Annotated in this window: 18 protein-coding genes; 9 read left to right on the top strand and 9 right to left on the bottom strand. The window is 69.7% G+C overall.

The features are described 5' to 3' along the window. Positions 1–66: 66 nt before the first annotated feature. Positions 67–972: a LacI family DNA-binding transcriptional regulator gene (locus ACTJJ4_RS12700; protein WP_292697468.1), complete on the top strand. Its 906-nt coding sequence runs from the start codon at positions 67–69 to the stop codon at positions 970–972. A gap of 47 nt (positions 973–1,019) precedes the next feature. Here ACTJJ4_RS12700 and ACTJJ4_RS12705 read toward each other — a convergent pair whose 3' ends face one another. After that, on the bottom strand, positions 1,020–1,820 hold the full coding sequence (locus ACTJJ4_RS12705) for a DeoR/GlpR family DNA-binding transcription regulator (protein ID WP_440943671.1): 801 nt from the start codon (positions 1,818–1,820) through the stop codon (positions 1,020–1,022). A 113-nt stretch (positions 1,821–1,933) separates the two neighbouring features. Here ACTJJ4_RS12705 and ACTJJ4_RS12710 point away from each other — a divergent pair, with 113 nt between their 5' ends. Next, complete coding sequence (locus ACTJJ4_RS12710) at positions 1,934–2,929, top strand: acetylxylan esterase (RefSeq protein ID WP_440943672.1); 996 nt, start codon at positions 1,934–1,936, stop codon at positions 2,927–2,929. 3 nt (positions 2,930–2,932) lie between these two features. Here the strand turns inward: ACTJJ4_RS12710 and ACTJJ4_RS12715 are convergent, their stop codons facing one another. Both ACTJJ4_RS12715 and ACTJJ4_RS12720 read right to left on the bottom strand, forming a co-directional pair. Beyond that, entirely contained in the window at positions 2,933–3,292 is a 360-nt protein-coding gene (locus ACTJJ4_RS12715) for a VOC family protein (protein WP_440943673.1), read from the bottom strand. Positions 3,293–3,419: 127 nt separating this feature from the next. Beyond that, complete coding sequence (locus tag ACTJJ4_RS12720) at positions 3,420–4,028, bottom strand: hypothetical protein (protein ID WP_440943674.1); 609 nt, start codon at positions 4,026–4,028, stop codon at positions 3,420–3,422. On the opposite strand from ACTJJ4_RS12720, the gene ACTJJ4_RS12725 reads away from it, so the two are divergent. Then, positions 4,021–4,221 carry a hypothetical protein gene (locus tag ACTJJ4_RS12725; protein WP_440943675.1) on the top strand — a complete coding sequence of 67 codons (201 nt, stop codon included), beginning with the start codon at positions 4,021–4,023 and terminating at the stop codon, positions 4,219–4,221. The two genes, ACTJJ4_RS12720 and ACTJJ4_RS12725, sit on opposite strands and share 8 nt — an antisense overlap. 185 nt (positions 4,222–4,406) lie before the next feature. Here ACTJJ4_RS12725 and ACTJJ4_RS12730 read toward each other — a convergent pair whose 3' ends face one another. Next, positions 4,407–5,012, bottom strand: coding sequence for a glucose-6-phosphate isomerase family protein (locus ACTJJ4_RS12730; protein WP_440943676.1), 606 nt, complete (start codon positions 5,010–5,012; stop codon positions 4,407–4,409). A 74-nt stretch (positions 5,013–5,086) separates the two neighbouring features. Between ACTJJ4_RS12730 and xylB the strand changes: the two genes are divergently transcribed. From xylB to ACTJJ4_RS12755, 5 genes are read left to right on the top strand one after another with little or no spacing between them, the layout of a single operon-like run. Continuing rightward, positions 5,087–6,577: a xylulokinase gene (gene xylB, locus ACTJJ4_RS12735; protein ID WP_440943677.1), complete on the top strand. Its 1,491-nt coding sequence runs from the start codon at positions 5,087–5,089 to the stop codon at positions 6,575–6,577. A 1-nt stretch (position 6,578) separates the two neighbouring features. Further along, positions 6,579–7,535: an NAD(P)-dependent oxidoreductase gene (locus ACTJJ4_RS12740; protein ID WP_440943678.1), complete on the top strand. Its 957-nt coding sequence runs from the start codon at positions 6,579–6,581 to the stop codon at positions 7,533–7,535. Beyond that, positions 7,532–8,458: a shikimate dehydrogenase family protein gene (locus tag ACTJJ4_RS12745; protein WP_440943679.1), complete on the top strand. Its 927-nt coding sequence runs from the start codon at positions 7,532–7,534 to the stop codon at positions 8,456–8,458. Before ACTJJ4_RS12740 ends, ACTJJ4_RS12745 begins: the two co-directional genes overlap by 4 nt. 19 nt (positions 8,459–8,477) lie before the next feature. Beyond that, positions 8,478–9,443, top strand: a complete 966-nt coding sequence (locus ACTJJ4_RS12750) for a phosphotriesterase family protein (protein WP_440943680.1) — start codon at positions 8,478–8,480, stop codon at positions 9,441–9,443. Positions 9,444–9,452: 9 nt separating this feature from the next. After that, complete coding sequence (locus ACTJJ4_RS12755; protein WP_440943681.1) at positions 9,453–9,749, top strand: putative quinol monooxygenase; 297 nt, start codon at positions 9,453–9,455, stop codon at positions 9,747–9,749. A gap of 212 nt (positions 9,750–9,961) precedes the next feature. Here the strand turns inward: ACTJJ4_RS12755 and ACTJJ4_RS12760 are convergent, their stop codons facing one another. The 4 genes from ACTJJ4_RS12760 to ACTJJ4_RS12775 all read right to left on the bottom strand — a co-directional run bounded on the left by ACTJJ4_RS12760 (position 9,962) and on the right by ACTJJ4_RS12775 (position 14,632). Beyond that, positions 9,962–10,957 carry an ABC transporter substrate-binding protein gene (locus ACTJJ4_RS12760; protein ID WP_440943682.1) on the bottom strand — a complete coding sequence of 332 codons (996 nt, stop codon included), beginning with the start codon at positions 10,955–10,957 and terminating at the stop codon, positions 9,962–9,964. A 75-nt stretch (positions 10,958–11,032) separates the two neighbouring features. Beyond that, entirely contained in the window at positions 11,033–12,076 is a 1,044-nt protein-coding gene (locus tag ACTJJ4_RS12765; protein ID WP_292697447.1) for an ABC transporter permease, read from the bottom strand. Next, positions 12,076–13,578: a sugar ABC transporter ATP-binding protein gene (locus ACTJJ4_RS12770; protein WP_440943683.1), complete on the bottom strand. Its 1,503-nt coding sequence runs from the start codon at positions 13,576–13,578 to the stop codon at positions 12,076–12,078. The genes ACTJJ4_RS12765 and ACTJJ4_RS12770 overlap by 1 nt, the downstream gene beginning before the upstream one ends. A gap of 184 nt (positions 13,579–13,762) precedes the next feature. Beyond that, the gene (locus ACTJJ4_RS12775) at positions 13,763–14,632 is read right to left on the bottom strand and encodes a sugar phosphate isomerase/epimerase family protein (protein ID WP_292697442.1); all 870 of its coding nucleotides are present in this window, start codon (positions 14,630–14,632) and stop codon (positions 13,763–13,765) included. A 131-nt stretch (positions 14,633–14,763) separates the two neighbouring features. Between ACTJJ4_RS12775 and ACTJJ4_RS12780 the strand changes: the two genes are divergently transcribed. Continuing rightward, positions 14,764–15,759, top strand: coding sequence for a LacI family DNA-binding transcriptional regulator (locus tag ACTJJ4_RS12780; RefSeq protein ID WP_440943684.1), 996 nt, complete (start codon positions 14,764–14,766; stop codon positions 15,757–15,759). A 19-nt stretch (positions 15,760–15,778) separates the two neighbouring features. On the opposite strand, the gene ACTJJ4_RS12785 is transcribed toward ACTJJ4_RS12780, so the two are convergent. Beyond that, the gene (locus ACTJJ4_RS12785) at positions 15,779–16,198 is read right to left on the bottom strand and encodes an RbsD/FucU family protein (RefSeq protein ID WP_292697438.1); all 420 of its coding nucleotides are present in this window, start codon (positions 16,196–16,198) and stop codon (positions 15,779–15,781) included. Positions 16,199–16,217: the final 19 nt, after the last annotated feature.

Here is a 16,217-nt window from a genome sequence, read left to right on the forward strand (position 1 = left end):
GATGACGCTAACGTGAAGTCCACCCGCGTTCCCGCGGGTGACCGTCGCGCCAAGAGGAGACCGAGGGTGAGCACGTCCTTCGACGAGCGGGAGCGCCCGACCGCCCGCTCGACTCCGGGCGCCAGGGCGACCCGCACCGGGCTGATCGCGCTGGCCGTGCCCCACCTGGAGGAGCCGTACTTCGCCGAGCTCAGCTCGCGCCTGGTGCGCGGGGCCGAGGCGCGCGGACTCGCCGTGCTCATCGTGCAGACCGAGGGCGAGCACAGCCGCGAGATCGACGTCGCCAACGGCCACGGCCTGCCCGACATCGACGGCCTGATCCACATCCCGCGCTCACTGACCGTCGCCGATCTGACGCGTCGCACCTCCCCCGGCCCTCTGGTGCTGCTGGGCGAGCACATCCAGGTGAGCCCGTTCACGCACATCACGATCGACAACTGCGGCGCGGCGAAGACCGCGACCGCGCACCTGATCGAGGCCGGGTGCCGTCGCATCGCCTTCATCGGACGTCGCGACGCGCGCCCCTCGGATGCCGCCGATCGCCGGCACGCCGGCTACCTCGAGGCACTGGAGGCCGCGGGCATCCCGGCCGATCCAGCGCTCACCGCCCAGGTCGACGCGTTCACCGCGGAGGAGGGCGAGCGCGTGGCCGCTGACATGGCGGCGGCCGTCGCCGACCTGGACGGCATCGTGTGCTCGAACGACTCGGTCGCGCTCGGCGCCCTGGCCGCCCTCGCCGCACGCGGGCGCCGCGTGCCGCAGGACATCGCGGTGATCGGCATCGACGACATCCGCGCCGCGCGCTTCTCGGTCCCGGCCCTGAGCTCGGTCGCCCCCGACCACGATCAGCTGGTCGACGCCACCTTCACGGAGCTGGAGCGGCAGCTGTCCGCACCGATCGGCGCGAACCTGCCCGTGCGGCACATCACGATCCCCGCCCGCCTCGTGAAGCGGGCGAGCACGGCGCGCTGATGGCGGTGTGCGGGGCAGGCGGTCCAGTCTGCGACGGCGCGTCCAGCTCAGGCGTGCGGAGCACGCTCGGCGACGGTGCGCTCGGCGATGTCGACGCGGGCGATGTGCTCGGCGAGCCGCTCACGGGCGTCCGTGCCGAGGCCGTCGTCGGTGATCAGCCGGTCGATGTCGCTGAGGTCGGCGATCGTGGTGAGCCCGACCACCTGCCAGCGGGTGTGATCGGCCAGCACGACGACCTCGCGCGCGGCCGCCATGAAGGCGCGATAGGTCTCGGCCTCGAGCAGGTTCATGGTGGTGAGCCCCGCCTGCTCGTCGAGCCCGTGCGCGTCGAGCAGCACCAGGTCGCAGTGCAGCCGCTCCAGGGCTCGCACTGCCACCGGGCCGACCAGCGACTGCGAGGGCGTGCGCACGCCGCCGGTGAGCACGACGGTCTGGGTGTAGGGCGCGTCCGCCCGCTCGGGCGGCGAGAACAGGTCCGACACGGGAAGCGAGTTCGTGACGATCGTGAGATCGGGCACTCGCACCAGTTCGTGCGCGAGGGCCAGTCCTGCAGGACCACCGGAGATGCCGATGGCCATGCCCGGCTCGACCAGTTCGGCGGCGGCCGCCGCGATCGCGCGGCGCTCGGCCGTCGTCGCCTGCACGGCGGCCGGCCGGATGCCCGTGGCGGATGCCGCGCGCACGCCGCCGCGCACCTTCTGCACCTCGCCGTCCTCGGCGAGCAGCTCGATGTCGCGGCGCACGGTCATCTCGCTCACGCCCAGCGTGGCGGCGAGCTCAGGCAGGGCGACCGACCCGCGATCGCGCACCAGGGCGAGGATGCGCTCGCGTCGCTCGGTGACCAGCATCCGCTCTCCTTCTCGGGTCGTGACCAGTCTGCCATGCACGCCCGCGCCGCCTCGTTCGACACCGGCTCGTTCGACACCGCTCTTCCCGACACCGACAGGACCCTTCACCGCGCATGACGTACCCCGCCCCCTTCGACGCCTGGTTCCCGGATGCCGCCTTCGACGGCAGCTACGGGTTCACCCTGGACACCCTGCGCGCGGTCGCCCCGATCGCGCCGAAGGACGGCTTCGAGGCGCTCTGGCGGGGATGGCGCGAGCAGGCCCGCTCCGTGGACGCGGCGCCGACCGTGCTGACCACGTCGACGGTGGAGGGGCGCGCAGTGTCACTGATCGAGCTGTCCGGCGTCGACGGCGTGCGGTTGCGCGCCTGGAGCGTCGCGCCTCTCGACGGGACCTCACCCCGGGCGGGCATCGTGCACGGGCACGGCTACGGCGGGCGGGATGCCGTGGACCTGCGTCGCGTTCCGGCCGATGCCGCCGCGATCTTCCCCGTCGCCAGAGGCCTGGGCGACCTCAATGCGGACATCGGCGCCCCGGAGGACCGGGAGGCGCATGTGCTGACCGGTCTCGCCTCTCCTGACGACTACGTGATCGGGCTGTGCGCCCGCGACCTGTGGCTCGCCGCGGACGCACTGGTGGCGCTAACCGGCGAGGTGCCGCTCTACTACGTGGGCGAGAGCTTCGGCGGCGGCATCGGCGCCCTCGCCGTGCCGTGGGACGACCGCTTCTTCGGTGCGACGCTGGTCGTGCCGACCTTCGGGCAGTACGACGAGCGACTCGCGGTGCCGTGCCTGGGCAGCGGCGAGTTCCAGCGGCAATGGGTGCTGCGGCATCCGGAGGCGCGCGAGCAGCTGCGGCCGTTCGACGCGTCGACCGCGGCGCTGTCCTTCCGCGTCCCGGTGCGCGTCGAGGCCGCGCTCTGGGATCAGAACGTGCCGCCGCAGGGCCAGTTCGCCGTCGCCAACGCCGTGCCGGACGCACTGCTCGAACTGCACGTCCTCCCCGCCGGGCATGCTGAGTACCCGGGTCTCGAATCGATCACCGCGGATGCCGTGGCCGGTGGCCTCGCGCATCTGGACCGGGCGCTGGCCGCGGCCGTGCCCCGCTGAGAACTAGCCGACGACGCCCTCGAAGAGCCCGATGTGGTTGCCGTCGGGGTCGACGATCACGGCCCATGCACTGGTCTCCGTGATGGGCTGCTTCTCGGCGGCGACCGTCGCTCCCGCCTCCTTCGCCGCGGCGATCGTGTCGTCGATGGAGTCGACCTCGACGTACGACCGCGGCTGCGTGAAGCCGTCGTCGCGGGGCGCGAGCCCTCCTCCCGAGATCCCGTTCGGGGCCTGCCACATCGGGTAGCCCTCGAAGCCCGGCATCTCGGCGATGTTCCAGCCGAAGAGCTTGCTGTAGAACGCGCTCGCGGCCGCCAGGTCGGCCACCGGGATGTCGATGTGGGTGATGTCTCCGTGCGCCATGATCCGATCCTCTCGTCGGTCCTCGTCAGCATGATGGGGACAGTCTGCGCCACCCGGAGGCGCAGGACAAGTGGGTCAGGTCAACCGGACCCGGGACAGACGCACGATGCCCGGATCCGGCGACCCGTCACGGTGTGCAGGCGGGGTCGGTGAACGCGAACGCGAACGGTCCGATCCAGATGTTCTGATTCGGCCGATCCGTTCCTGCGCGCCCCGAGTTGTTGACGATGAACGCGAGAGTGAACGAAGTGACAGAGGGAACGATGACGTTCACGTTTCCGGCAGTGCTGCTCGGCACGACCTCGGTGTCCGGAGCCTGGGGGGAGAGCCTCCATCGATCAGCCCCCGTGCCCGAGCCGGTGACCCAGGCCGTGTTGACGATCTGGCCGGTCCCCGCGGTGATGGAGATGCGCTCCGCGCCGCCGTTGCCGTCTTGAGCTTTGAAACCGTCGATGTCCTTGATCTTGTAGGTCAGGTTCTCGACGGCCACGGGCGCGCCGTCCAGCGCGAAGCTGAAGGTCACGTTCTCTCCACCGCCGTTGTTGACGAGAGTCAGCGTATCCAGCGACAAGCGCAGGCTCGGCAGCGCCTCGCCACCCTGCTGCGCAGTATCCAGCGTCAGGTTGCTCGTCGTGTTGATGGCCATGTTCGGCGGATTGTTCTGCCCGGTGTACGCGGCATTGAGCGTGAGCGTCAGGTTCCTGCCGTCGCCCAGCGCATCGGCCCAGGTGAACATCGCCGAGGTGGGGCTGTTACGGGTGAACACCGCTCCCTGTGAGGTGAAGGAGACCGGCGTGCATCCGTTGGATGCGACCGCCATCGGCACCGCAGCTGCAGCTGCGACGACGGGCACCGACCAGACGATGCCCTTGGTCACAGCCCGCCGAGACACCGCCTTCGCGTCTCCGATCGAGCTGCCCGCGCTCTGATCGACTCGCGCAGCGGAACGGGGGGACGAATGTGACATGCAGATCACCTCTCAGTGGGGAATGAGATTCGGAGTGCAGCTACACCCGGATACGGGCAACACGTTATCCACCGCACATCGCTCATCGGGCCCACTGAGCCGAATCGGCCACTTCTTGTACCCCACCAGGGGTCAAGGGTCGTCCGATCAGGCGCGGTGGTACCCGATGTGGTCGGGGTTGGGGGTGAGCGCCCAGCCGTCGCCGTCGACGGTGACGAGGTTCTTCATGCCACCGGCATCCGCGATCAGCGCGTAGTCCTGACCGGCGTCCGCGGCGTAGCAGAACAGGGTGACGAACGGCTCGTCGCCCACGTTCACGCTGCGGTGGATCCAGTGCCCGGGCACGTTCACGGCCTTGCCCGGGGTCAGCTCGATCGCCTCGGACCGGCCGTCGAGGGTCTCCAGCAGCATCACGCCGCGCCCGCTCAGGCAGTAGTACAGCTCGGCGCGATCGGCGACCGCGTGCAGGTGCCCACGGGTCACCGCGAACTCCTCGCCCACGCGGCCGGGCAGCAGGGTGCTCGTCCCGGTGATGAGAGCGCCCGGCCCCTCCTGGTAGCGGTGGTCGTCGACCCAGTAGACCAGCTCGTCGGCACCGCGTTCCGCGACGGACGCCTGCCAGGCGGCCTCGGCGCGGTACACGCCCGACATGTCGCCGAGGTGCTTCTCGTAGCGACGCGAGCGTCCTTCGATCCCGCCGTCGGGCGAGATGGTCAGCGTGACGGGGATGTCGATGGCGGGCGTGGTGCTCACGATGGGCCTCCTGGTAACTTGTAATTACAGGTATACTCCAAACACCTGAGACCGCACAAAGACAGGCACGGACTGTGATCATCGCGCACGACCTCGGCACCACCGGCGACAAGGCCTCGCTGCACCACGACGACGGCCGGCTCGTGGCATCCGTCACCGTGCCGTACCCGGCGCACTTCGCCGCCGGCGGCATCGCCGAGCAGGACCCGCAGGACTGGTGGGACGCCGTGGTCGGCGCCACCCGCGAACTGATCGCGCGGACGGGGACATCCCCTGCCGAGGTCGCCGGCCTGGTCGTGAGCGGGCAGATGATGGGCGCCGTGCTGCTCGACGCCGACGGCGAGCCGGTGCGCCCAGCGATCATCTGGGCCGACACCCGCGCGGGCGCGCAGCAGCGCGAGCTCGAGGCGGCGCTGGGCGCCGAGCACGCCTACGAGCTGCTCGGCCACCGCCTGAACCCCACCTACTCGGTCTCGAAGATCATGTGGGTGCGCGACAACGAGCCCGAGGTCTGGTCGCGCGTGCGCCGCACCTGCGTGGCGAAGGACTTCATCGTGCTGCGCCTCACCGGGCGGCTGGCCACTGACCGCTCGGACGCCTCAGGCACCAACGCCTACGACCAGCTGCGCGGCACGTGGTCGGATGAGGTGCTCACGGCGGCCCGCCTCGATCCCGCACTGTTCCCCGAGATCCTCGACTCCACCGCGATCGCCGGCTCGCTCACCGCGTCCGCCGCCGAGGCGCTGGGCCTGCCGACGAGCGTGAAGGTCGTGATGGGCGGCGGCGACGGTCCGATGGCCGCCGTCGGCTCCGGCGTCGTCGCCCCGGAGGACGGCGCCTACGTCTGTCTGGGCACCAGCTCGTGGATCTCGTTCGCAGCGGATGCCCCGCTGCACGATCCGGCGATGCGCACCTTCACGTTCGACAACGTCGTGCCGGGCTCCTTCGTGCCGACCGCCACGATGCAGGCCGGCGGCGCCTCCGTGCAGTGGATCGCCGAGGCCCTCTCCCCCGACCCCGCCCGGCCCGAGACCGGCCGCCTCACGGCCGAGGCCGCGGACGGCATCGACACCGAGGACCTGTACTTCCTCCCCTACCTGCTCGGCGAGCGCTCCCCGCTGTGGGACCCGGATGCGCGTGGCGCCTTCGTGGGCATCGGCCGCCACCACACCCGTGCGCACCTGGTGCGCGCCGTGCTCGAGGGCACCGCGTTCAACCTGCTCACCTGCATCCAGGCGTTCCGCGAGTCCGGTGCGGTGATCGACCGCATCGACGCGGTGGGCGGCGGCGCGCAGAGCGACGCGTACCTGTCGGTGCTCGCCGACGTCTGGGGCGTCCCGGTGCGCCGGCGCACCGTGGTGGAGGAGGCGAACAGCCTGGGCGCCGCCGTGACGGCGGCGGTCGGCCTCGGCCTGGCGGACTTCTCCGCCGCCCGCGCACTCAGCGAGGTGACGGCGGAGTTCGCTCCGGATGCCGCGCGCCATGCCGTGTACGCCGAGAGACATGCCCGCTTCACCGACGCCTACGAGGCATTGAAGCCCTGGTTCGCCGGAAGGACCCACTGACATGGCCGTGATCCTCGTCACCAGCCGCTCGTTCTCGGACGGCGACCTCGACCTGGTCGCCCGTGCCACGCACGCGGGACACCGCGTCATGCGCGGACCGTCCCATCACGACCTCGCCGAGCTGCGTCCCCTGCTGCACGGCGCAGACGCGTGGATCGCCGGCACGGGTCCCGTCACCGAGGAGCACCTCGCGGCGGCGCCGAAGCTGAAGATCATCGCCCGCTACGGCGTCGGCTACGAGGCGGTGGACCTCGACGCCGCCGCCTCACGCGGCATCCCGGTCACCAACACCCCCGGCGCCAACGCGAACGCCGTCGCCGACCATGCCCTGGCGCTGATCCTCGCCGCGCTGCGCACCATTCCCGACGGGGACCGCCGGGTGCGCGCCGGTGACTGGAGCGTGCGCCGCGGCCGCGAGCTCGGCGCCGCCACCGTCGGCATCGTCGGGTTCGGCCGCATCGGCCAGGGCGTCGCGAAGCGCCTGAGCGGCTTCGGACCCCGCATCCTGGCATCCGACCCCTTCCTGCCCGCCGACGTCATCCGGGAGGCCGGGGCCGAGCCCGTCGACCTGGACGAGCTGTTCCGCACCGCCGACGTCATCACTCTGCATGCACCGGGGGGACAGCGGCTCGTCGACGCCGACCGGCTCGACGGCGTCCGGCCGGGCACGGTGCTCGTCAACACCGCGCGTCCCGATCTCGTCGACGAGGCCGCGCTGGCATCCGCGCTGCGCGACGGCACCCTCGCCGCGTACGCCGCCGACACCCTCGACGGCGACACCGCGGCGGGCGACAGCCCGCTGCTGGCCGCCGAGCTCGCCGATCGCGTGATCGTCACCCCGCACCTGGCCGCGCAGACCACGCAGGCCGTCGACAACATGGGCAGTGTGTCTCTCGACGACGTGATCGCCGTGCTGCGCGGCGACGAGCCCGCCCACCCCGTGAGGAGAACAGCATGACCACCGCCCCCGCTGACTACATGGGCTTCGTCGGTGTCACCACCGGCTCCTCGTCGATCATGAAGGTGTTCCCGCTCTGGGCCGACATCCTCGGCCTCCCCACGCGCACCCTGGTCGGCCACGACCTGCCGATGGATGCCGACCCGTCCGTGTACCGGGCGATGGTCGAGCAGATCCGCGACGACGAGCACCACCGCGGGGCGCTGGTGACCACGCACAAGATGAACGTGTTCGCGGCGGCATCCGATCTGTTCGACGAGCTGGATCCGTTCGCCGTCTCCTGCTCCGAGATCTCCAGCATCTCCAAGCGCGGCGACCGGCTGATCGGCCAGGCCAAGGATCCCATCACGGTCGACCTCGCCCTGAACGACTTCCTCCCCGCCGACCACTTCGCACGAACCGGAGCCGAGGTCGTCATCCTGGGCGCCGGCGGCTCGGGCACGGCGCTGAGCTGGGCGCTGGCCGAGCGCGCCGACGCGCCTTCGCTCGTGACGGTGACCGCGCGCTCGCAGGACAAGCTCGACCACCTGCGCGAGGTGCACCGCCAGCACGGCACGCGCGAGGATCTGATCCGCTACGTCGTCACGCCGACGCCTGCGGATGCCGACGCGATCGTCGCCGCTGCGACCGCCGGCTCCGTGATCGCCAACGCGACCGGGCTCGGCAAGGACCGTCCCGGATCGCCGCTGACGGATGCGGTGGTCTTCCCCGAGTCCTCCTGGGCCTGGGAGTTCAACTACCGCGGCTCGCTGGAGTTCATGCACCAGGCGCTGGCGCAGCAGGATGCCCGCTCGCTGCAGGTCATCGACGGCTGGCGCTACTTCATCCACGGCTGGTCGCAGGTCGTGGCCGACGTGTTCGGCCTGACCCTCACGCCCGAGATCGTCGAGGAGCTCGCGGCCGCCGCGGAGTCGGTGCGCTGATGCGCGGCCGGGTGCTGGCATGAGCGTCGTTCGCACGGTGCTCGGCGACGTCGATCCGGCGACGCTGGGGTGGGTGAACTACCACGAGCACCTGTTCCAGGTCTCGCCGCTGCTGCCCGGCGACGAGCTCGCCGACGAACAGGCCTCAGGTCTCGAAGCGGCGTCGCTGAAGGCCAGCGGCTTCGAGACGATGGTGGATGCCACGCCCTTCGGGCTCGGTCGCGACCCCGGCGCCGTAGCGCGGATCAGCGCCGCCACCGGCCTCGCCGTCGTGGCGACGAGCGGCCGGCATCGGGAGGCGCACTACCCGGCCGATCACCCGACGCGGTCGTGGGACGCCTCGCGATTGGCGGACCTGTTCGCGTCCGATGTGCAGTCCGGGATGCCGGCATCCGACGACGCGCTCGACGGTCCCCGTGCTGTCGCCCCGCACGGGGAGTCGGTGAGAGCCGGCATGCTGAAGGGCGGCGTCGACTACTGGCGGATCAGCGAGTTCGAGCGCATCACCCTGCTCGCTCTCGCCGAGGCGCATCGCAGCACCGGCGCCCCCGTCATGGTGCACCTCGAGTTCTGCACGGCCGCCCATGAGGTGCTCGACCTGCTCGCGGCCGAGGGCGTGGCGTCCGACCGCGTCGTGCTGGCTCACGCAGACCGCGACCCGGATGCCGGCCTGCACCTGTCCCTGACCGAGCGCGGCGCCTTCCTCGGCTACGACGGCTTCGCCCGCCCGCGCACACGCTCGGACGCCGAGCTGCTGCAGCTCACCGCATCCGTCGTCGCGGGCGGCGGCGCCGACCGCATCGTGCTGGGCGGCGACGTCGCCCGCGCGACCCGCTACATCGCCTACGGCGGCATGCCCGGTCTCGCCTACCTCGGCGAGCGGTATGTGCCGCGCCTGCGCGCCCTGATCGGCGACGAGGCGGTCGACCGGATGCTGGTCGACAACCCCGCCCGGCTGCTGACGCTGTCCGCACCGTCCTCCTGAAGGAGCTCCATGTCCGAGCCCACGATCCTGCACGCGACGTTCACGGCCCGCCCCGGCGAGGGCGATCGCGTCGCCGCGCTGCTGCGCGACTTCGCGGAGGCCGTCCGCACCGAGCCCGGCAACGTCGTCTTCGACGCCACCCGCGTGCTCGACGCCCCGGACAGCTTCTTCGTCTACGAGGAGTACGTCGACGAGGCGGCCTTCCGGGCGCACCTCGCGAATCCCGCCGGCGGCCCGTTCAACGCGGCGCTGCAGGAGCTCATCGTCGAGCCGTCCTCCGTGCTGACCTTCCTGCGGCGCCTCTGAGACGGGCGCGGCGCGGTGTGCGCAGCATCCGCATCCCGTCCGCATCCCGCCTGCCACCGCGCCCCGATCTGCTGACGACGGACCGATCTGCTGACCTGTCCGCCCGTTTCCTCCGCAGATCGGGAGGACGTCCGCAGATCGGGCGCGCCTCCGGCACGATTCGGGCCCCTCGCCCGAAGGCGAGGGGCCCGAATCGTGACGCCGTCAGCGGGTCACTGGTAGAGGACCGCGGAGATCTTCGGGTCGTCCAGGTTGGTGGCGTCGTACCAGTACGAGCCGGTGTCGTAGAACTTCTCGACGGACTTGCCGTTCGCGAGGTCGTAGGCGGCCTGCACGACGGTCTTGCCGATGCCGATCGGGTCCTGCGTGATCGCGCCGGCGAGGACGCCGCCCTTGATCGCGTCGATCTGGGCCGCACCCGAGTCGAAGCCGATCGCGGTGATGTCCTTGCTGGTCTTGCCGAGCTCGCTCAGGGCGTTCGCGACGCCGACCGCGGAACCCTCGTTGGTGGCGTAGATGCCCTTGAGGTCGGGGTGAGCGTTCAGCATCGACTTGGTGATGTCGGCCGACTTCAGGTGGTCGCCGTCACCGTACTGGATGTCGACGATCTTGATGTCGGGGTAGTCCGCCTTGATCTTCTCGACGAAGCCGTCGCGACGCTCGACACCGGTCGAGTTGATCTGCGAGTGCGCGACGATCGCGACATCGCCCTTGCCGCCGATGAGCTCGGCCATGTGCTCGGCCGCGAGCGCGCCCGCGACCTTGCTGTCGGTCGCGGCGAGGGTCTTGCCGACCTCGCTGTTGCACGGGGCGTCGAAGTAGGCGACCGGGATGTTCGCGGAGGCCGCGGCGTCCAGGGCGGGGATGCAGGCCTCAGGGTCGAGGGCCGCGTACGCGATGGCGGACGGCTTGCGGTCGATCGACGACTGCAGCATCTGGAGCTGCTTCTCGATCTCGGTCTCGGAGCCGGGGCCCTCGAAGTTGATCTTGACGCCGAGCTCCTTGCCCTTCTCCTCGGCACCCTTCTTCACGGCCTGCCAGAACTGGTGCTGGAAGCCCTTCGAGACCAGGTCGATGGTCATGTCCTTGGCAGCGGGCTTGTCGCCGCCGCCGGCCGGGGTGTCGCCCTTGCCGGTGGCGCAGCCGGCCAGGCTCAGCACCGTCAGCGCTGCGACGGTCGCGACGGCGATCTTCTTTCCGTACTTCATGTGAAACTCCATCGTTCTGTGATTGTGGACGTTCTCGGGTGGACGTGCGGTGTTCAGTTGGGGAAGGGAGGTCGTTCAGCTCTTGCCGCGGTTGCGCAGCGCGTCGAAGAACACGGCGATGAGGATGACGATGCCGGTGAGGATGTACTGCCACTCGGTCTGGATCGACATGCTGCGCAGACCGTTGATCAGCACGCTCATGATGAAGGCGCCGATCACGGTGCCGACGATCGATCCGCGGCCGCCCATCAGGGAGGTGCCGCCGATGACCACGGCCGCGATGGCCTGGAGCTCGTAGCCGGCGCCGGCGGTCGGCTGAGCCGAGCCCAGGCGGGCGGTCAGCAGCACACCGGCGATGCCGATGAACAGGCCGGCGAAGACGTAGACCCAGATGGTCCAGCGGCGGGTGTTCACACCGGAGAGGCGGGTGGCCTCCTCGTTGGAACCGATCGCGAACGTGTAGCGGCCCAGCAGGGTCTTGTTCAGCGTCAGGTACGCGATGACGGCCAGCACGATGAAGATGAGCACACCGGAGGGGAGGCTCGCGAAGTAGCCGTCGGACGCCGTGAGCACCGGGTCGAACTGGACGATGCTCGTGACCTGCTTGCGCGTCTCGGGGGCGAAGGTGATCGGCTTCACCTCCGAGATGACCAGCGCCAGACCCTGCGCGATCATCATCATCGCCAGCGTGGCGATGAAGGGAGGCAGACGCAGGAAGGTGACGTTGAGCCCGTTGATCAGGCCGATCAGCGCACCGGTGGCCAGGGCGCCGAGCACACCCACCCACACGGGCAGGCCCCATCCGGTGATGAAGGTTCCCATCATCACCGAGCACAGCGTCATGCCGAAGCCCAGGGAGAGGTCGATGCCCGCGGTCACGATCACGAAGGTCGTGCCCAGTGCGAGCACCCCGACGAGAACCGTCGACATGAGGATGTTCTCGATGTTGGAGGACGACGTGAAGTTCGATCCGAAGATCGCGAAGAACACGAACAGCACGATCAACGTTCCGAGGGCGAGCCCCTGCTGAACCGAGTTGCGCAGAGCCGCGCCGAGGCGGCCCTTCTGGGTGTTCTCGGACACCGCGGTCTGCACGACCGTCGTGGTCGAGTTGCTCATCAGCTGTCCTCTCCGTGGGCTGCGAGATGCATGATCTTCTCCTGGGTGGCTTCCTCGTTGCGGAGCTCACCGGTGACCTCCCCGTTCGCGAACACGGTGATGCGGTTCGCGACGCGGAGCAGCTCGGGGAGCTCGGACGAGATGACGATGATGGACTTGCCCGAGTCGGCGAGCTGCTGCATCAGGCGGTAGATCTCCTCCTTGGCTCCGATGTCGATGCCGCGGGTGGGCTCGTCGAAGATGAGGATGTCGCAGTCGCGCATCAGCCAGCGGGCGATGACGACCTTCTGCTGGTTGCCGCCCGAGAGCAGCTTGACGATCTGGTTGACCGAGGGCGTCTTCACGCGCAGCTGCTGCACGTAGTCCTTGGTCTTCTGCTTGGCCGTGCGGTCGCCCATCCAGCCGAGCGCGCCGGCGTAGGAGTTGAGCGAGGCGAGCACCGTGTTGAAGGTGACGTCCTGCTCCAGCATGAGACCCAGGAGCTTGCGGTCCTCGGAGAGATACCCGATGCCCTGCTTGACGGCGTCCTCGGGCTGACGGATGCGCCGCTCCCGGCCACCGATCACGATGCTCCCGCCGTCGCGCGGATCGGCTCCGATGACGGCGCGAGCTGTCTCGGTGCGTCCGGCGCCCATCAGCCCGGCGAAGCCGAGGATCTCGCCCTGGTGCAGGCGGAAGGACACGTCGCGCAGCAGTGACTTGGTGGACAGGCCCTGCACCTCGAGGACCACCGGCTCGGTGGTGTAGTCGCGCGGCGCGGGCCGGGCCCCCTCGTCGATCGCGCGTCCCACCATCATCTCGATGATCTTGGGGATGCTGATCTCGTCCTTCTCGAGAGAACCGATGTATGCGCCATCGCGCAGCACGCTGACCCGATCGGCGAGGCGCCGCAGCTCGTCCATGCGGTGGGAGATGTAGACGATGCCGGTGCCCTTGGCCTTGAGCTGCTCGATGAGGGTGAACAGCACCTCGACCTCGGTGTCGGTGAGGGCCGAGGTCGGCTCGTCCATGATCAGCACCTTGGCGTTGAACGAGAGCGCCTTGGCGATCTCGACCATCTGCTGCTCGGCGACGGTGAGCTCTCCCACCTTCTGACGGGGGTCGAGGTGGATGTCGAGGCGCTGCAGCAGCTCAGCCGTCTGCTGGTTCAGGCGCCGCTCCGAGACGAAGGGTCCGACCTTCGGCTCGCGGCCGATGTAGATGTTCTGCGCGACCGTGAGGTCGGGCATCATGTTCAGCTCCTGGTGGATGATCGTGACACCGAGCTGCTGCGCCTGCAGCGGACTCGTGAACTCGACCGGCTCGCCCTCGAAGGTGATGGTCCCCTCGTCACGCGTGTAGATGCCGGAGAGGATCTTCATCAGCGTCGACTTGCCTGCGCCGTTCTCTCCGACGAGGACCAGTACCTCACCCGAGCGCACCTCGAGGTGCACGTCCTTCAGCGCCTGCACGCCGGGGAACCCCTTGCTGATTCCCTCCACCTTGAGGATGGGATCGCTCATGCCCGCCTACTCCCTCGGAGGTCGAGGATTCCCATGGAATCCATTCCAAACATCGGATCAATTGTGCGCGTCCCGGGTGCGATGCGCAAGTTGTATCTAAATGTATCTAACGTCGGCGCAGAGCGCCAGACCTGTAATAACAAGTTGGTCACGGTGGTGTCGCTGCCCAGCACGACCGGATGACTCAGTGCAGCCGGATGGAGTCGACGGCGACGAGCTTGTCTCGGATGAAGCGGTTCGCGTGCGCGCCGAGCTCCTCGTTGTCGGTCCACAGATTGCGCCAGATCCCCAGCATCCGACTCAGATCCTCCGCGACCACTGCCGACGAGAACGACTCGAAGACGATCGGGCCGTCGTAGCCGATCCGCCCGAGCGCCTTGAAGAAGGTGTCGAAGTCGACCGTGCCGGTGCCGAGGTAGCCGCGGTGGCTCTCGCCGATGTGCACGTACCGGAGCCCGGGCGCGGCGTCGAGCACGGGAGCGGCCATGTCCGACTCCTCGATGTTCATGTGGTACGTGTCGAGATGGATGCCCAGATTGGGCCGATCCACCTCCGCGAGGTAGCCGATCGCCTGCCGCGCGGTGTTCAGCACGTTGGTCTCGTAGCGGTTCACCACCTCCAGGCTCACCTGCACACCCCGGGAAGCGGCGTGGTCCGCCACACGGCCGATGACGGCCCTGCTGCTCGCCAGGCCTTCCGGCGTGACCGGCATCATGTACTTGCGCATCGCCGAGTAGATCACGCCGCAGAAGTGCGTGCCGCCGAGCTCCGCGAGCACATCGACAGCGCGGATCAGCAGCGCCTCGCCGGCCGCCACGACGTCCGCGTCGGGGCTGGTGATGTCGGTCGCGTCCGAGAGCCCCAGCGAGGCGCTCACCGCCAGGCCATGCTCCGCGAGCGCCTCTTTCGCGGCCTCGACATCGAAGGCGAACGGGTCCATCAGCGGGAACTCGATGAGGTCGAACCCTGCCCGTGCAGTCTTCTCGACGGCCAGGCGAATGCCCGCCGCGTCGAACTCCCCGGTCCAGACCAGGCCATGGCATCCGATGTTCATGTGAGCTCCCTCGCTGCTGAATTGGCACGTTGCAATTTCACGTTGAAGCGACGGTACTCGCCAAGGTTGCAACGTGTCAATACCCGGGTATCGTGACTGTCACCACCTGATTCGAGCGGAGAGGATGCCGGATGCCGGCCAGCGTCAAGGATGTCGCCGCCCATGCGGGCGTCTCGGCCTCCACCGTGTCGAACTACCTCAACCATCCGCACGTGCTCAGCGAGAGGACGAGGGAGCGCGTGCGGGACGCCGTCGCCGAGCTCGGGTTCGTGCCGAACGAGTCCGCCCGCCAGCTCCGCGCCGGCGCGGGCAGGACGATCGCGCTGATCCTGCTCGATGCCTGGCTCCCGTACTTCAGCGAGCTCTCCCGGGGCGTCGAGGACGTCACCCGGGAAGCCGGCTGGTCGCTGTTCTTCAGCAACAGCAATCGCGATGCCGCACAGGAGCAGCGCAACATCGACATGTTCGAGGCGCATCGCGCGCAGGGCATCCTCATCTACCCGCTCGGCGACGTGCTCGGCCGGCTCGAGGGCCTGGCGGACAAGGGCATCCGCTCGGTCGTCATCGGCCCCGAGCAGCCGTCGTCCTCCGTCGGCTCCGTGGCGTTCGACGACCGCGGCGGCGGCCGGCTCGCCGGGCAGCATCTGATCGGGATCGGCCGGCGCCGCATCGCCTTTCTCGGCGATCCCCGCACGGTCAGCCAGTCCGCGGATCGCCTCGCGGGCCTCCGGGACGGGGCGCCCGACGCCCGGATCGAGGTCATCGCGACGGACGGGCTCACCATCGAGGCGGGGCTGCTGGCGGCGGAGCGGATCATCGCCGCCCCCGCAGCGGAGCGCCCGGATGCCCTGTTCGCGGCCAACGACATGCTCGCGATCGGAGCCCAGACCGCTCTGCTGCGCGCGGGCATCACGGTTCCCGGCGAGGTCGCGATCGTCGGCTTCGACGACGTCGACCAGGCCCGCCAGGCGCTGGTCCCCCTCACCACCATCCGGCAGCCGGGCTACGAGATCGGCCGTGCCGCGGCATCGGTGCTGCTCCGACTGCTCGAGGGTCCGAGCGCACCCGCCGCGCCGGTCACGCCCTTCGCCGCCGAGCTGGTCGTCCGGGCCTCGACGGTCGGCTGACCGCCGGGCGCCCGAGTGTTCAGGCCGAGGGGTGTCCGACGACGCCCTTGCGCAGCAGGGCGTTGCCGTACTTGCGGGTCTCTCCCGTGCGCACCATCAGGTACGCGCCCTTGGCGACGTCGTAGTACGCGAAGCGCTCCACGAAGCGGGTCGTGTCCAGCGCGGTCCCGGCGGCGGCCATCAGCTCGTGCTGCACGTCCAGCACCTCGGCATCCGCCGACTCCATCAGGTCCATGCCTGGCGCATCGTCCAGCGGCAGCACCGACCGGATCGCGGCGACCACCTCAGGCGTCGTCGTGCCGGGCAGGTCGATCACGCGCTCGCCCAGCGCCCACGCCGGGAAGTGCGCGTCGGCCACGACGACCGAGTCCGAGTGCCCCATCCGATCCAGGTGCAGCAGCAGCTCACCGGTCAGCAGCGGGTTGATCCCCTCAAGCATCCGTCAGTCCTCTTCTCCA

The sequence above is a fragment of the Microbacterium sp. 22195 genome (genome assembly GCF_052056515.1).
Lineage (GTDB): Bacteria > Actinomycetota > Actinomycetes > Actinomycetales > Microbacteriaceae > Microbacterium.

Excerpts from the sequence above, each read along its gene's own strand:
- ACTJJ4_RS12745 (WP_440943679.1), top strand. The coding sequence starts at position 7,532 with ATGACCACCGCCCCCGCTGACTACATGGGCTTCGTCGGTGTCACCACC.
- ACTJJ4_RS12780 (WP_440943684.1), top strand. The coding sequence starts at position 14,764 with ATGCCGGCCAGCGTCAAGGATGTCGCCGCCCATGCGGGCGTCTCGGCC.
- ACTJJ4_RS12715 (WP_440943673.1), bottom strand. The coding sequence starts at position 3,292 with ATGGCGCACGGAGACATCACCCACATCGACATCCCGGTGGCCGACCTG.
- ACTJJ4_RS12760 (WP_440943682.1), bottom strand. The coding sequence starts at position 10,957 with ATGAAGTACGGAAAGAAGATCGCCGTCGCGACCGTCGCAGCGCTGACG.
- ACTJJ4_RS12720 (WP_440943674.1), bottom strand. The coding sequence starts at position 4,028 with ATGTTCACCTGGGCCGATGCGCTGGGCGACGGCAGGAACCTGACGCTC.
- ACTJJ4_RS12710 (WP_440943672.1), top strand. The coding sequence starts at position 1,934 with ATGACGTACCCCGCCCCCTTCGACGCCTGGTTCCCGGATGCCGCCTTC.
- ACTJJ4_RS12740 (WP_440943678.1), top strand. The coding sequence starts at position 6,579 with ATGGCCGTGATCCTCGTCACCAGCCGCTCGTTCTCGGACGGCGACCTC.
- ACTJJ4_RS12785 (WP_292697438.1), bottom strand. The coding sequence starts at position 16,198 with ATGCTTGAGGGGATCAACCCGCTGCTGACCGGTGAGCTGCTGCTGCAC.
- ACTJJ4_RS12775 (WP_292697442.1), bottom strand. The coding sequence starts at position 14,632 with ATGAACATCGGATGCCATGGCCTGGTCTGGACCGGGGAGTTCGACGCG.
- ACTJJ4_RS12750 (WP_440943680.1), top strand. The coding sequence starts at position 8,478 with ATGAGCGTCGTTCGCACGGTGCTCGGCGACGTCGATCCGGCGACGCTG.
- ACTJJ4_RS12755 (WP_440943681.1), top strand. The coding sequence starts at position 9,453 with ATGTCCGAGCCCACGATCCTGCACGCGACGTTCACGGCCCGCCCCGGC.
- ACTJJ4_RS12770 (WP_440943683.1), bottom strand. The coding sequence starts at position 13,578 with ATGAGCGATCCCATCCTCAAGGTGGAGGGAATCAGCAAGGGGTTCCCC.
- ACTJJ4_RS12705 (WP_440943671.1), bottom strand. The coding sequence starts at position 1,820 with ATGCTGGTCACCGAGCGACGCGAGCGCATCCTCGCCCTGGTGCGCGAT.
- ACTJJ4_RS12765 (WP_292697447.1), bottom strand. The coding sequence starts at position 12,076 with ATGAGCAACTCGACCACGACGGTCGTGCAGACCGCGGTGTCCGAGAAC.